Here is a 15017-nt window from a genome sequence, read left to right on the forward strand (position 1 = left end):
CATGAGTGGCAGATGGCCGAGCGCTAGCAAGATGCCTACTGGCTCTACATCGTGGAGAATGCGCTGACGGAGCCAAAGTTGTACATCGTTCAAAACCCGTTTGTTCGCTTAAAGGCCCAACCTATTACAGGTATCATCAAAGTAATCTTAGACGGCTGGAGGGAGGCGGCGTCATGAGTCCCGAACGGCTTCGGCAACTCATCCAGCAGGGCGAAAGCATGGATGTGGAATTCAAGAGCGAAAGACAGCGGCAACTATCGGACGATGAAATCGTCCAGGCGGTTGTATGCATGGCAAACCGTCCTGGTCGCCAGAGTGGCTACATTCTCATCGGCGTAGAAGACGATGGGCAACTCACTGGAGCTCGTCCCCGTCATGAAACAACAACCGACCCTGTTCGCCTCCAGGCTCTTATTGCCAACCGTACCCGTCCGTCCTTACCGGTTCAAGTACATGTCGTGCTATTGCAGCCAGAGGACGTGGAAATCATCGTCATTGAAGTCCTACCTGTTAGCCTACCTGTAGGCACAGCCAATGGTGTCTATTTGCGGCGTGCCATCGGTGGGCGGGGTAAGCCCGAATGTCTTCCAATGCATTTCCACGATATGCAATCCCTACAGGCGACGCGAGGGCTCCTGGATTACTCCGCCGTTGTTGTGAAAGACGCGGCTTGGGACGATTTGGACCCGTTGGAATTTGAACGTTTCCGCCGTTTTATTCGGGAAAGCCGAGGGCAAGGCGATGAAACCCTTCTGGAACTCTCCGATGAGGAACTGGCGAAAGCCTTAGGTGCTGTGGAAGCCAACCACGCTGTCACCCATATCCGAGTGTTAGGGCTTTTGCTTTTCGGCAAAGAAACTTCGTTGCGCCGCTTTCTGCCCACCCACGAAGTTGCCTTCCAAGTACTGCGAGGGCAACAAGTGGAAGTGAATGAGTTTTTCCACTACCCTTTGCTGCGTGTAATGGAAGAAGTGCTCCAACGATTCCGCTCCCGCCACCGTGAGGAAGAGGTCATGGTGGGGCTTTTACGGGTCGGTGTGCCCGAATACTCTGAGCGGGCCTTTCGGGAAGCTGTCGCCAACGCCCTTATCCATCGTGACTATGCCCGCGCGGGAGCCGTGCATATCCAGTGGTATGACGACCACATTGAAATCAGCAACCCAGGCGGGTTTCCCGAAGGGGTGCATCTGGGCAACATCCTTGTCACTCCACCCCGTCCCCGTAATCCCCTACTGGCAGACGCCTTTAAGCGGGCGGGCGTGGTGGAGCGCACAGGACGAGGCATTGACATCATCTTCACAGAGCAACTCCGTAATGGGCGACCTGCTCCTTCCTACGAGCGAAGCACTCCGACAGATGTTGTCCTCGTGCTCCCTGGTGGACAGGCAAATTTGGCATTCGTGCGGTTAGTGGTGGAAGAAAATCAAGCGGGACGACCTTTGGGGTTAGATGGATTGCTCCTTCTCAACGCCCTTTGGCAGGAACGGAGCATCACGGTTGTCCAAGCGTCCCAACTCCTGCAAAAGCCTGAACCTGATGCTCGTGCCGTACTGGAACGATTGGTGGAAGCGGGATTGGTGGAAGGACGGGGTGAGCGTAAGGGACGCACCTATCACCTCTCAGCCAATACCTACCGCCGACTGGGCATCCCATCCGCTTATGTTCACCGACGTGGTTTTGAGCCGTTACAGCAGGAGCAAATGGTGTTGCAGTATGTGCAGAAATACGGGCGTATCACCCGGCGAGAAGTGGCTGAACTGTGCCAGATTTCGTCGCCCCAAGCCCGCAATTTGCTTGCAAAACTCGTTCAAAAAGGCGTACTCTTACGCAGAGGTCAACGAAGGGGCATCTTTTATGTCCCGTCCACAATTGTGGATGAGTCCAAAACGTAAATGGACAAGTCCACAAATTTGAGTCGTCGTCCAAAACGGGGGCGTACTTGGCGTTGAAAGCCACGGGACTTGGTAGGGAGGCGTTTTGAAATGCCAGCCCCCAACACCTGGAACTGGCTGAAGGAGCAGGATGAAGGACAGTTTCTGGAGCGAAAGAGTTGCTATGACCGCTCATCGAGGCTGAGTAGACCCCGACCCGTGAAGGAGGTGCTGTGGGATTTGGCGGAAGCGCTGGTGGCGATGGGAAATGCCGATGGTAGCACCGTCGCTGTCGGACCGGAAGACGATGGAACGGTAATGGGTGTTCCATCGCGTTACCAATTCCGGCAGACCCAATGGCGATTGAGTGACGACGTCTGCCTCCGACTGAACTTTTGCGTCCACGAAATCTCCCTTGAGGAGCAAAGGGTTTGGGTCTCTGAGACGGATTGGAGTCCTAAGGTGCAGCAACTTTTGGACGCTATTTTGTATTTGGAACGGGGCACAAAACTGTCTTTTCCTGCCAGGGACATAGATGCCATGAAGGTATCTGAGGATTTCCCGCTGGTCGGTTCTGAACGGATGGTTGGAACCCGTAGGCGAAAAGCGGGGCAGGCGTTATGTCCCAGGTGAGCGTGTTATCAAACCGTCTTGGTAAATCCGTTTCAAAATGAAAGTGTGCGATAACGAACACAAAAGGTGACAGGGGGTGATTGGATGGCAAAACGGTTCCTGATAGAGATGGCGATGCCGATTCAGGAATTGTCTGAAGAAGCAAGGCGGGAGAAAGCTATCCGTCACGGGCACATCTCCACACTCCATGTCTGGTGGGCAAGACGGCCACTGGTGGTCGCAAGGGCTGCCGTTTTGGGAGCACTGCTCACCGAAGACGAGGATGTCAACTCGCAGTTCGTCAAAAATCTTTGCCAGTGGGAAGTCCATGACGGCAACCGTCAAGGACATCACCTGTTGGAGCAGGCAAGGGCACTCATCCGAAGGCTTTTTGGTGATCGACCGCCGAAGGTGCTGGATTCCTTCGCCGGTGGCGGGAGTATCCCACTGGAAGCTCTGCGCTTAGGCTGTGAAGCCCATGCCGTTGAGTACAACCCTGTCGCCTATCTCATCCTGAAGGCTACCATTGAGTTTCCGCAAAAATTTGGACAACGGCTCGTCAACGCCGTCAAGGAATGGGGTGATTGGGTGCTCAAGCGGGCACGAAAGGAGTTAGAAACGTTTTACCCATCTGTCAACGGTGAGACGCCCATTGCCTATATCTGGAGCCGAACCATTCGCTGCCCCAATCCTTCCTGCGGCGCCGAAATCCCGCTCTTTCGCCAGTTCTGGCTCGCCCGCAAAGCCAACAAAAAGGTTGCCCTAATGCCGTTGCCTGACCGAGAACGCAAGCAGGTAGACTTTGCTATTGCGGAAGGCACTGCCATTGATTTTGACCCGTCAAGAGGAACGGTTCAGCGCGGAAACGCTCTTTGTTTGGTCTGCAATACGACAGCAAAAGACAAGTACGTCAAAGCCGAGGCACAGGCAGGAAGAATGGGACATCGGCTCATCGCCGTCGTAACCACACGGGGCAAAGGCACGGGACGCAACTACCGCCTGGCAACCGAAGCCGACCTTGACGCTTTCCGAAAAGCCGAAGAGGCTCTGGAGGAACTCAAGCAATCGCCGTCGCCCTTCGCTTTCGGATTGCCTTGGGTGCCTGAGGAGCCATCCCGGTTGGTTGGTGCGGGACAACAGCAAAGCGTTGAGGCGAGCTACGGATTTCTACAGTGGGGCAAGTTCTTCAACCCCCGCCAGCTGCTTTCACTGTGCGTCTTTGGCAAGTGGGTGCGGGAAGCCTACCGGGAAATTCTCAAGGCCACCGAAGACCGCGAATTTGCCAAAGCCGTCACGACTTATTTGGCGTTCGGTGTGGACTTTTTAGCAAATCGGGGGCTGAGTACCCTATGTGGCTGGGACGCCAGCAAGGAAACCGGACGTAGCGTTTTTGCTGGCCATCACTTACACATGGTCTGGGACTACTTGGAAACCGTGCCAGTTGGCACAGCATTGGGAAGTTGGAATGAGGCATCAGGCTATGTTGCTCATTACCTTACTCGCGAATCCCGCATCCCACAGGCAGGCTTTGCCCATCTCGGTTCAGCAGCATCGTTGCCCTTTGAGGCGGGGAGTTTTGATGCCGTCGTCATTGACCCGCCTTACCACGACAATGTGCCGTACGCCGACCTTTCGGACTTTTTCTATGTCTGGCTACGCCGGACGGTGGGCGATTTGTATCCTGAAGCGTTTCAGACAGAACTGACGCCCAAAGACGAGGAAGCTGTTGTCAACCCTGCCCGATTCGGCGGGGGTAAGAAAGGCGAGCAAATCGCTGAGGCGCACTACGGGCGGCTGATGCAGCAATCTTTTGCCGAAATCCACCGCGTGCTCAAGCCCGAGGGGATGGCAGTCGTCATGTTCACCCACCGCTCCACAACGGCTTGGGAACGGTTGATTCAAAGTTTGCTGGACGCAGGGCTGTATCCGACGGTGTCTTTCCCTGTCCACACAGAAATGGAGGCCTCCACGCATCAACGAGGCAAGGGTGCCATCAAAAGCACCATCTTGATGGCGTGTCGGCGCCGTCCTGAAAATGCCGGTATCGGCTGGTATGCGCAAGTCCGGGCGGAGTTAGAACGGGTTATTTCGGAGCAGCTCAAAGAGTTCTGGAGGGCGGGCATTCGCGGGGCGGACTTTTTCGTCTCCGCCATTGGTCCTTCGGTCGGCGTCTTCGGGCGATTCCGCAAGGTGATGTACCCTGATGGGCGAGAGGTTGCAGTGAGTGACCTTCTGGATGAGGTACGCGCCATTGTGACGGCGTTCGCATTGAAACAGTTGGGTTTGGCCCGGCTGGACGAGCCAACCCGCTTTTACGTGCTCTACCGATGGGCATACGGTGGGAACAGTTTGGACTTTGACGAGGCAAACAAGCTGGCGAAATCCGTTGGAGTAGAACTGGACGTTCTGCACAAGCAGGAGCGGCTCATCGTGCGGGATGGTGAAACGGTGACGCTACCGACTTTCGCCGAGCGATGGCAAGATCGACTTTGCCGGACCCACTGGGAGAAGGCGTTGCAGGATGGGCAAGCTCTCCAATTGCCCGAAATCGACTGGCTGCACATTGCGCTCGGTTTCTGGCAGAAAGGCGAAACGGAAATGCTTGCGGAGTTTCTTCGTCAGGCAGGTATCCAGGGTGACCAGCATCCCTTCTGGCAGACAGCACAGGCACTTTTGGAGATTGAGAACGCCCAACCGGATGGGACGCTGGAGAAAGAAGTACGGGCGCTGGAGCAACTCTTAGGGGGCAAGCGGAGCGTATTGAGGCAGGTGGCAACGCTTGCGAAAAGTGGGCGACAATTGCAGTTTGAGTTTTGATGAGGGAGGTAAAACGTGATGGCAGTGAAAGGCTTAAAGCGGGTGTGGGAGGTTTGCGAACCCCATCCCGATGTCTTCTCTCGTGACCCCGATCCATCGCTTTTTGCCATCAGCTTGCACCACGTCGTTCAAGGTAGTGCTGACCGCGACTACACCGACCCTGAGCGTTTCTTCAACCGCACCTACATGACGAGAGCACTTTCGGACCTCCTGGAGCGAGTCATTGGGCGATTAGCAGGCATGGGACGGGGCGCACCGATTCTGCGGCTTGAGACGCCCTTTGGTGGCGGCAAAACCCACACGATAACGGCACTCTACCACCTTGCCCGTTATCCTGAAGCGGTGAGCGAACATGAAACCATCCGACCGATTCTGGAACGGCTGAACCTGCGGGAGCTGCCGAAAGGAATTCGCATTGCTGTTTTAGACGGACGAGGTTTAGACGTTCGAGAACGACGTGCCGATGGCATTGTTATCCGAACCCTCTGGGGTGAACTGGCGTACCAGCTGGGTAGCAAGGAAGGCTATGAAGTGCTCGCCGACGCCGATGAAACGCGGACAGCACCAGGAAGTGAACGATTGACAGAGTTCTTGCAACGCTACCAACCTGTTCTCATCCTGGTGGACGAGCTGCTGGAATACCTCGTCAAGGCAAGGGCAGTGAAAGTAGGTGATAGCAACCTGATGGAGCAAACAGCCACCTTTTTTGGAGCGCTCACAGCCGCCGTTAGTGCCGTCCCACGGAGCGTGCTCATCGCAGCACTACCTGCGTCGTCGCTCGAAGTACCTATGGACGACCAGACAGCAGCAGAACGGCTCTTTCAGCAGGCCAAGAAGGTCCTGGGGCGAGTGGAACTGATAGAGACACCTGTTGCCCAAGATGAAGTATTCGGTGTCTTGCGTCGTCGGCTCTTCCAGAGCGTCGGGAATGAACGGGAACATCGCAAAGCAACAGAAGCAATGCAGGATTACTACGCTGAGTACGCCCGTTTCTTCCCTGACCGATTGCGTTCGCCCGATTATCGGGCGCGGATGCTGCAGGCCTATCCGTTTCATCCCGAGCTCGTGGACCTCCTCTACAAGCGATGGGGACCGCACCCGCAGTTTCAACGAACACGAGGAGCACTGCGACTTCTGGCGCTGGTGTTGCGCCGGCTCTGGAACCAAAGGCCTGGCTCAGCACTCCTGATTCAACCCCACCACATTGACCTTGCTGATAGGCACATTCGCGGTGAGGTTATTCGACTCTTGGACAGCGGGATGGACGCTATCGTGACGGGCGACATCCTGCAGCGAGCGGTGGAAATAGAACGGCAGCTGGGCGGTGAATATGCCCGCGAAGAGCTGGGCAAGGGTGCAGCGGCCTGTGCTTTCCTCTACAGCATCTCTGCAGCAACTCGAGAGGTAGGTGCAACCGAAGAGGAAATCCGCACCGCTCTGCTCCGTCCCGACATCAATCCGGCAATGGCATCGGAAGTTCTGGGGCGATTGAGAGAGGGGCTCTGGTATTTGCGCTATCGAGACCGTCGTTACCTGTTCACCGCCAAACCCAACTTGAACAAGGTTATCCTGGACTTTGAAAACGAGATCACCGAGGAACAGGTGGACGAAGGCATCAGAAATTGGCTGGAGAAGGTGGCAGGCAGGGGTGTGGAGGGCTTTCAGGTCATCGTTGCACCCGCTGAACCACAACTTGTGCCTGACCGGGCCCAACCGACCCTGGTTATCCTGCCAACCGAAGTGGACGATGCGACAGCATGGATGCAGAAGGCGCTGCAGCTGGCAGGAGATGGAATCCGTACCAACAAAAACATGCTGGTATTTCTGGTGCCTGAGCAAGCACGGATGGCGTCGTTACGGACTGCCGTTCGTCGTTGGCTGGCGCTCAAAGAAGTGGAACGCTCGCACTCCTTCAAGGAACTGGATGCCGAAGACAAAGACCAAGTGCGAGAACAGTTGAAGGACAAGGAGGCAGAGATTGAAACACTCATCAAGCAAGCCTATCAGGACATTTACCGGCCTGGTGAAAGCGGGTTTCAGAAAATCGCCTCCCGTAGCCCTGAGGCTATTAGGGCAAGGACACTGGACGAATTCGCCACCCAGGTGCTCAAGGAAAAGGGTGAACTCACAGACCGGGTAGCGCCTGAGTTCCTGAAGGAAGTCCTGTCGATTGACCAGCAAAAAGAGGTGCCCGTCGCGCAAGCGATGAACCTATTCACGGGTACTCCAGGACAACCGCTCTTGACACAACCGCAGCAAGTTGTTGCTCAAACCATCAAAGAGGGTGTGGCAAAAGGTCAGTTCGGGTTGAAAGTGGGTGAAAGGGTGTACGTGGGCGAAGAAGTACCTGATGAAGTACTGCGGGATAGCCGAGCGGTTTTGATTTCGCCTGAGTTGCCCCCATCGCCACCACCCGAGCCCCCGACCAAACCCATCAGGCTGAGAGTACACACCAGCACGAAGCTGATTTATCCGTTGCTGGTGGTTGCCAAGCAACTGGCAAACCTTGATGCATCCGTTTTGCTGGAAATTGATGACCCCACAGGGAAGCTGGCAGAACAACGAACCGAACTGGAAAAGCTCTTGAGAGATTATGGTTGCTCGTGGGATTGGGACGAAAAAGAATCGTAAGAATATTCTCACTCCTTGAAGGCCCCGGCGGTAAGTCCCGCAACGATGGATTTCCCCGCCAAAAGCGCCACCACGAGCGGGGGAATGGTGTAAATCATGCTCCCGGCCATGAGCTTATTCCACTCCACACCGTACTGGCCGATGAAAACATAAAGGCCTATGCTGAGGGGACGCATGCTCTCCGCCTTTATGAAGGCAAGGGGAACGATGAAGCTGCCCCAGGCCAGAAGGAAAACGAGTATGGCAACCGAGGCAATCCCTGGAGCAGAGAGCGGCAAAACGATGCTTGTGAATATTTTGAAATACCCTGCACCGTCTATGAGTGCTGCTTCGATCAATCCCGAAGGAACGGAAATCATGTACGAGCGGAGAATGATTACGGCAAAGGGGACAAGGAAAACCGAAAGTGCCAGCATGACCCCAAGGTGAGAATCGATGAGCTTCAACTTCGTGAACATGAGAAAGAGAGGAACAATCACGGCGGTGTAGGGCAACATCTGGACCAGGGCGAAGAGAAAATCCACCGGACCCTTCAGGGAAAATCTGAACTTCGTCAGGACAAAGGGAGCAGGCAGGGCAACAAGGAGTGTCAGAAGAAGAGTTCCAAAGGCAATGATGAAGCTATTCTTGATGTAGGGGGAAAGGGTCAAAATAGCTTCCCGATAGTAGGCAAGACTCGGGCGTGGGGGAAAGAGGTACGGAGGTTTGTGGAAAATCTCCTCAGTGGACATGAAGCCCCCTATGGCAATGAAGTAGAGAGGGGAAATCACTAAGGCGACCACCAGGGCGACCAAGGCACTCCATTTCCATCCCCGATGCTTCCGCAAGGTTTTTTCACCTCTCTTCGAGTCGAATGCGGGTGGAGAATCCAACGAAAAGGATGACGATGATCTGCATGAGCACGAGAACCGCTGCAGACTTCCCGAACTGGAATCTATCGAAAGCAAGGGAGTAGGAGAGGGTACTCAAAAGGTGTGATGCCCCTCCCGGACCTCCTCTGGTGACAATCCACACAAGGTCAAAAACTTTGAAAGTCAGAATGCAACCCAGAACGAACGTGGCCACAAGCACTGGCTTGAGCATGGGAAGGGCGATGTAGAGAACCTTCTGCCACCCTGCAGCGCCATCTATATCGGCGCTCTCGTAGAGCTCTTCAGGAATTTGCTGCATACCGGTGTAGAGGAGAATAAAGTTGAAAGGAATACCCAGCCATACGTTGACCGCCGTCAGGGAATAGATAACCACTCTTTCCAAGGTTATCCAGCGTACGGGTTCCGTAATCCAACCAAAGGTGGCAAGGAGATTGTTGAGAAAGCCGTTATCGTTGAGGAACCAGCGGAAAAAAGACCCAGAAACCATGATGGGCATGACCCAGGGAACCATCACCAAAGCCTGCAAAAAGCCTTTGAGAGGAAACTCGTAGTAGAAAAGAAGAGCAAGCAGGAACCCAACCACCATCTGGAGCACAATGGAAAGGAGAGTAAACACAATGGTATTGTAAAGGGCTCTCCAAAAAAGAGAATCACCAAGGATTGCCCTGTAGTTCAAGGAACCCACATCTTTTGAAGTCCCGCGAATGTAAGTAATCAGGTTGACATCTTTCAAGCTCAAAAACACGTTGTAGACAACCGGGTAGAGACCAAAGATGAAAATTAAGGCAAGAGAGGGGAGCAAGAAAAGAAAGAGAGTAACCTTAGGTATTTTCACTCTTTTTTCCCTCCCAAAATCATTCGGCGGGGAGGGAGTCTTCCCTCCCCGCCCTGCGGCTCACTGGGCCTTCGTCCTTGCCAAGACCTCTTCCAGAATCTTCCGCGCAGTGGCCTTGTTCTCCTCGTAGGCCTCGGGGGTAAAGAGGTTCCTGATGTTGCTGGCTGCTTCCTTAAAGGCTGCCTCAGGTGTTTGCGCTTCGGTCAGAGCTTTCTGAAGAGCTAAGGCGAGCTCATTCGACACATCGGGGTACTTGTCCATTCCTCCCATTGGGGGCCTCGGCAGAGTGTACGCAGCCTGCTTGATAAAAATCTCAAACTCAGGGCGCTTTTCTGCAATCTTTGCCGCGTACGAAGCAAGAGTCGGAATGTGCCCTGTCCACTTTTCATAGTACTCGTCAAGTCTTTCCGCGAACCAGATTCGAATGAGCTCCCAAGCGTACTTTGCCTTTTCGCTATCTGAGGTGGTGACGCCCACACACTCTCCACCAAAAGGCAGAACTGCAGAACGCATACCTGCCTCCGGGACTGGGAAAGGAGCTACCTTCACATCGCCCAATTTCTGCAACACATCGGGCAGGAGATGCCAGCCGAATTCCCAGTTCCCGTTAATCATCATTGCCGCTTGACCGTTCATGAACCATATGGTCACGTCACCCTGATCCTTGAGACCAACGACATCCCGAGGAGCATATCCATTCTTAACCAGACCGGTTACGAACTCAAGCGCTTCTATTGCCTCGGGCTGGTCAAGCTCTAAGAGACTCCCTCCGTTACTCCACAGGAAGGGCTCAAACTGCCAGGTACCGGCTTCATCTGCTCCTGCGTAGAACATGAGACCGTATATGCCGAGGCTTTCTTTGATTTTCTTGGCCGCATCTTGGAATTCATCCCAGGTCTTCGGTGGCTCTCCAATACCTGCCTGTTTCAGAAAACCTTCGCGGTAGAAAATGGCCAGGTTATTTGTGTGCACCTGTAGGGCGTAGATTTCCTCGTCTTTGCTCGTTAAGAGGCGATGGCCAGGGAAGAAATCCATCCAGAAGTCTTTACCCAGGTCACGCATCACGTTGTCGGTAATCTTTTGGAAAACTCCTGCTTCGATGAGCTGGGGCACCCAGGGGTTATCGAGGTACACAAGGTCCGGTAGGGTATTGGAGACAGCTTGCTGGAGAATGGTGGACATGTACTCAGCAAAGGGAATGTACACGTACTTCACATCCACTTCAGGATGAGCCTTCTTGAGCTCTGGAATCAGGACATTCTGGATGAACTGTGCCACTTGCTCATTGGGGTTAGAGTAGCTCTGGAAGGTCAGGGTAACCTCTGCAAACGCACCGACACCCACCACCAACAAGAGAACCGCAACCAGCAAACCAACCGCAAACGTCCTCCTCATTCTGCCTACCCCCCTCAGTTATAGATTTTTTCTCGCCACTGAGCACCACGAACTCCAAAAAACCTGCCTTTCCACGCCGGCTTTTTCCCTCTTCCCACCTCCAATCCCAGTCTTGCCGTCCTACCATCTCTTCCCAAAGGAAAATCATCTCCCCCATACCCAAACCGCCATGGGACCTGGAGTTCGGTTCGCCCAGGCGTAGTAGGGAATTGCGGCGAATCCCACTTCTTTTTTCAGGCGAGCGGCTTCTTGGACCGGAAGGTAGAGGCTCTTCCAGGAGCTCGGATTGTTGACATAGCCTTTCCCTTTGATAATTACGATGCCCCCAAGGATATCCTTGTACTCCTCTTGCAAAGCTTCATCCTTGAGGACTTCCAAATTCCAGATGTCTACTCCTGGGTTGTCCTCTCCTTCCACACAGTACACAATGGGTCCCCTACGGATGGCAACCTTTCCAATGTTCTCGCTCACGTATGGGTGGCTCTCAAGGAATTCCGGTTGCATCCCAAGTTCCAAGGTTACCGTATCACCCTCGCGCCACTCTCGGCGCACAACGAGATATCCCTTCTCGAGAGGAACCTCGATCCTCTCACCGTTCACCTTCAGGGAGAACTCTTTGCACCATCCTGGTTTCCTCAGGAAAAGGGAGAAAGTAGAATTCCCAGAAATGGCAAACTCTATCAGTCCTTTCCAGGGGTATTCCGTCCGCTCCACAATCCGTACCAGGGAACCATTGACCTCGATTTCGGCGATGTTGCTCGCGTACAGGTTGACCCACACGCCTTCGGGAGAAACCGCGTAGAGGTACCCGGGAAGAGCGGTAATAGTCCTTGCCAAATTCGGCGGACAACAGGCACAGGCAAACCACCTCTGCCTTCGGTGGCTGCCTCGGTCTGCCAGAGGGTTCACGTAGAAGTACTCCTTCCCATCTATGGAGATTCCCGAGAGGATTCCGTTGTAGAGTGCGAGCTCCATGAGGTCGACGAATCTTCCCTCTCCGGAAGCAAGGAACATCCGGTAGTTCCACATGAAGTTGGCGATGGCTGCACAAGTCTCCGCGTAAGCAGTCTCATTGGGAAGCTCGTAAGGATCCCCGAAAGCCTCCCCCTCATGCCTTGCTCCTGCTCCCCCGGTCACGTACATTTTCCGGTTGACGAGGTCATTCCAGAGCCTCTCCAAGGCACTCCATAGGGCCTTGTCTCCCGTCTCCATGTAGAGGTCCGTAGCACCACAGGTGAGGTACAGCGACCGCACCGCGTGACCCACAATTTCGTCCAATTCCCTGAACGGTTTGTGGTCGATGTGGTATGTATCACCACCGACCAGGCCCTTTCCCCTCTCATCTATGAAGAACTTCGCAAGCTCTAAGTACTTTCGGTCACCCGTTTCCCGGTAGAGCTCCACAAGGGCCATTTCCACCTCGGGGTGTCCGGGAACTCCTTTCTTCCTCCGGGGCCCAAACACACTGGCGATGTGGTCAGCAAAGCGGATGGCCACTTCGAGGAGGCTTTCTTTCCCCGTAACTCTGTGGTGGGCAATGGCAGCCTGGAAGAGATGCCCGGCGCAGTAGAGCTCATGCATGTCCTTGAGGTTGGTGAAGCGGTCTGGCTTTCGAGAAAAGGTGAAATAGGTGTCGAGGTACCCATCTTCGTCCTGGGCAAGTTTCACCTCTTCGATGACTTTGTCAACGAGCTTTTCGAGTTCTCCATTCTTGGTGGTAGCGAGAAAGTACGACACTGCTTCAATCCACTTGTACACATCGGTATCGTTGAAGCAGAAACCCGTGAATTCCCCAGAGAGTTTCCCCGCAGCAATTCTGAAGTTATCCATTCTCCCCGTCTCTTCCATAATCTGGTACTGCAAGGGGAGGGTGACCTCACCCATGAGTCGCAATCGGTCGGTAAAGAACCCCCCTTCGGTGAAACGCACAGAGTTAACGGCCACAGGTTGCAACCGAGCGTACTTACTCTTCCTCGTGTCGACTACAAACGCCTGAGACATAGGCTCCCTCCCCCATTCGGTCTTTCGTTCTACGTGCTCCTTTTCACCTCGTTCTCCACCATATCGAGGAGCTTGTCTATCAAGGCATGAGCTTTCTCAGGGTCTCTCCGGGCTATGCATTGGAAGAGCTCCCGATGGAAGAAGAAAGTTCTCTCGGCAAAAGAGGGGCAGGTGCAAGGGTCTTCGAAGAAGAGATGGAATTCCTTGAGCCCTTCGAGGATACTGGACAGAAGCTCGTTGTTGGCCAGGCGGTAAATGACCTCGTGGAATGCCCAGTTCTCCTCTCGACTGTCCTCGCCCCGCCGCTGTTTCTCCTCGAGGAGATTGAGCCTCTTCTCCAGCTCCTCAACTTCCTTCTCAGTGATGTTCCGCAGGGCTTCATCCACTGCCAATTTCTCAAGGGCCCTCCTGATTTTGAGAACTTCCAAGGTTTTCTTCTTCTCCCCATCGATGTGGAGGACCAGGTAGGACATGTTGTTCTTGAGGGGTGTCTTGATGAATATGCCCCTTCCGGGCAGGACCTCAACGAGGTTCAGGCTCTCCATTTTTCTCAGGGCCTCTCTGAGGAGAGGGCGACTGACCCGTAGAGCACTTGCCAGTTCTCTCTCTGAGGGGAGTCGGTCCCCCACCTTCAGGTTGCTCGAGGAGGCGTACTCGACAATCGCCTCTATGATGCTTTCTGTGAGTTTCACTCGGTTGATCGGTCGCATGGTCTTGTGGTCTTACCACCTTACCAGGAATAGGGTATCATCCTCTCGGAGTCCTGTCAAGAGATTCCCTTTGCTCTGCCCTCCAATACATCGGCATCGGCTTCCAAACTCTAAGCCTTGAGGGCCGCAACAATCCTTTTTTCCAGGGTCCGGGGTTGCTCCGTTACTTCGCTTCTTGCCGGTTGTTGCTCTTTGCCTCGGAGGTGTTTCAAAAATTTTTTAAAAAATTCCTGTTCGACCCCTTGACAGGATGAGAAAACCCAATATAATACCTCCTGGAGTTTGGAAAAAGATTTCCAACGAGCGAAAATCCCCTCCTTGCACCTATAGGGGGGCTGCCTTCCCGCAGAGAGGCGGCTCCCCTATAGGTGTTTCTTAGGGCCTGAACTCAAGAGTCCCGAAGAAGAACGAGGCACCGTATACCCCTGGCATCGGACTCCAGGTGGAGAATTCTCCCTCTGTGACGTTATTCCGACAGAAATTCACACCCCACGTTTCGCCTTCTTTAGGCGTTCCCCGGGAAAGGGTGGCAAAAGGAATGGCCATTTCCACCACGGTTTTTCCGTTCCCCTCCCCCACCCCAACCTTCCAAAAACCTCCGAAGCGAGCCCCAAGGAGGGAAGAGCCATCGTACTGGGTGCCAAGGGAATTGGTAACGAACTGGAAAAAGAAGCTTCGGCTCATCCAGGGGTCGAGAAAGAGCTCCACCGAATCGTCGTAGAACACAGGACCGTCCTGGGCAGTTACGCGGCCGGGGGCAAAGGGACCTTCAAGGAGGTATGCAACGTAGAGGTTATCCTGGTCGTAGAGGCAAGCAACTTGAGTTCCTCTTTTTACTTTCTCCCCAAGGATGGATACGAAATCCCCCTGCCATTCGGCATTCCGCCACAGGTCCTCGAGGAATCCGTCAACGGTTACAGGTAACTCTGTGCGCCTGGCTACTATAGTCCGCCGCTTGTTAAGGAACTCCTGAGGAGAAAGGGGCAGGGCGAGAAGATTCGGGAAGCCCTCCTTTGAGGGAGAGGAAAGGAATTCCCCAAAAACGCTACCAAGAAGGTCTTCAGAAAGGTACGGCAGGGCAAAAAGAACTACCCCACCGGGGGTATGCTTTCGGGCCCGGGCGATTTCCTCAAGAACCTTTTCTTTCTCCATCCCCGCACACCAGATACCAGCGCAGAAAGGGGTATCTCGGAGAAATGTTCGAACCCAGATGAGGAGTCCTTCGAACTCTGCCGGCCGCGAGCTGTACGTCATGGGAACAAGGAAGTCAAAG

The 15017-nt window shown here is 54.2% G+C and carries 10 protein-coding genes; 4 read left to right on the forward strand and 6 right to left on the reverse strand.

Going from position 1 to position 15017, the window contains the following annotated elements; translation table 11 throughout:
• The first annotated feature begins 173 nt into the window (after positions 1–173).
• The 4 genes from H5U36_04495 to H5U36_04510 all read left to right on the forward strand — a co-directional run bounded on the left by H5U36_04495 (position 174) and on the right by H5U36_04510 (position 7931).
• Positions 174–1892, forward strand: a complete 1719-nt coding sequence (locus tag H5U36_04495; GenBank protein ID MBC7217416.1) for a putative DNA binding domain-containing protein — start codon at positions 174–176, stop codon at positions 1890–1892.
• 90 nt (positions 1893–1982) lie between these two features.
• Positions 1983–2504, forward strand: coding sequence for a putative DNA binding domain-containing protein (locus H5U36_04500; protein MBC7217417.1), 522 nt, complete (start codon positions 1983–1985; stop codon positions 2502–2504).
• Between the two features lie 84 nt (positions 2505–2588).
• A complete protein-coding gene (locus H5U36_04505) occupies positions 2589–5300 on the forward strand; it encodes a DUF1156 domain-containing protein (GenBank protein MBC7217418.1) in 2712 nt (903 codons plus the stop codon).
• A gap of 18 nt (positions 5301–5318) precedes the next feature.
• The gene (locus tag H5U36_04510; protein MBC7217419.1) at positions 5319–7931 is read left to right on the forward strand and encodes an ATP-binding protein; all 2613 of its coding nucleotides are present in this window, start codon (positions 5319–5321) and stop codon (positions 7929–7931) included.
• 8 nt (positions 7932–7939) lie between these two features.
• Here H5U36_04510 and H5U36_04515 read toward each other — a convergent pair whose 3' ends face one another.
• The 6 genes from H5U36_04515 to H5U36_04540 all read right to left on the reverse strand — a co-directional run.
• Complete coding sequence (locus H5U36_04515; GenBank protein ID MBC7217420.1) at positions 7940–8758, reverse strand: carbohydrate ABC transporter permease; 819 nt, start codon at positions 8756–8758, stop codon at positions 7940–7942.
• Between the two features lie 7 nt (positions 8759–8765).
• Complete coding sequence (locus H5U36_04520) at positions 8766–9638, reverse strand: sugar ABC transporter permease (protein ID MBC7217421.1); 873 nt, start codon at positions 9636–9638, stop codon at positions 8766–8768.
• A gap of 60 nt (positions 9639–9698) precedes the next feature.
• Positions 9699–11033, reverse strand: coding sequence for a sugar ABC transporter substrate-binding protein (locus H5U36_04525; protein MBC7217422.1), 1335 nt, complete (start codon positions 11031–11033; stop codon positions 9699–9701).
• A gap of 144 nt (positions 11034–11177) precedes the next feature.
• Positions 11178–13034 (reverse strand): glycoside hydrolase family 127 protein, encoded by a 1857-nt coding sequence (locus tag H5U36_04530; GenBank protein ID MBC7217423.1) that lies wholly within the window; start codon positions 13032–13034, stop codon positions 11178–11180.
• A 29-nt stretch (positions 13035–13063) separates the two neighbouring features.
• Complete coding sequence (locus tag H5U36_04535) at positions 13064–13744, reverse strand: FadR family transcriptional regulator (GenBank protein ID MBC7217424.1); 681 nt, start codon at positions 13742–13744, stop codon at positions 13064–13066.
• Between the two features lie 375 nt (positions 13745–14119).
• On the reverse strand, positions 14120–15017 hold an 898-nt coding region (locus tag H5U36_04540; protein ID MBC7217425.1), incomplete at its 5' end, for a hypothetical protein.

The organism is Candidatus Caldatribacterium sp. (assembly GCA_014359405.1).
GTDB lineage: Bacteria > Atribacterota > Atribacteria > Atribacterales > Caldatribacteriaceae > Caldatribacterium > Caldatribacterium oleiphilum.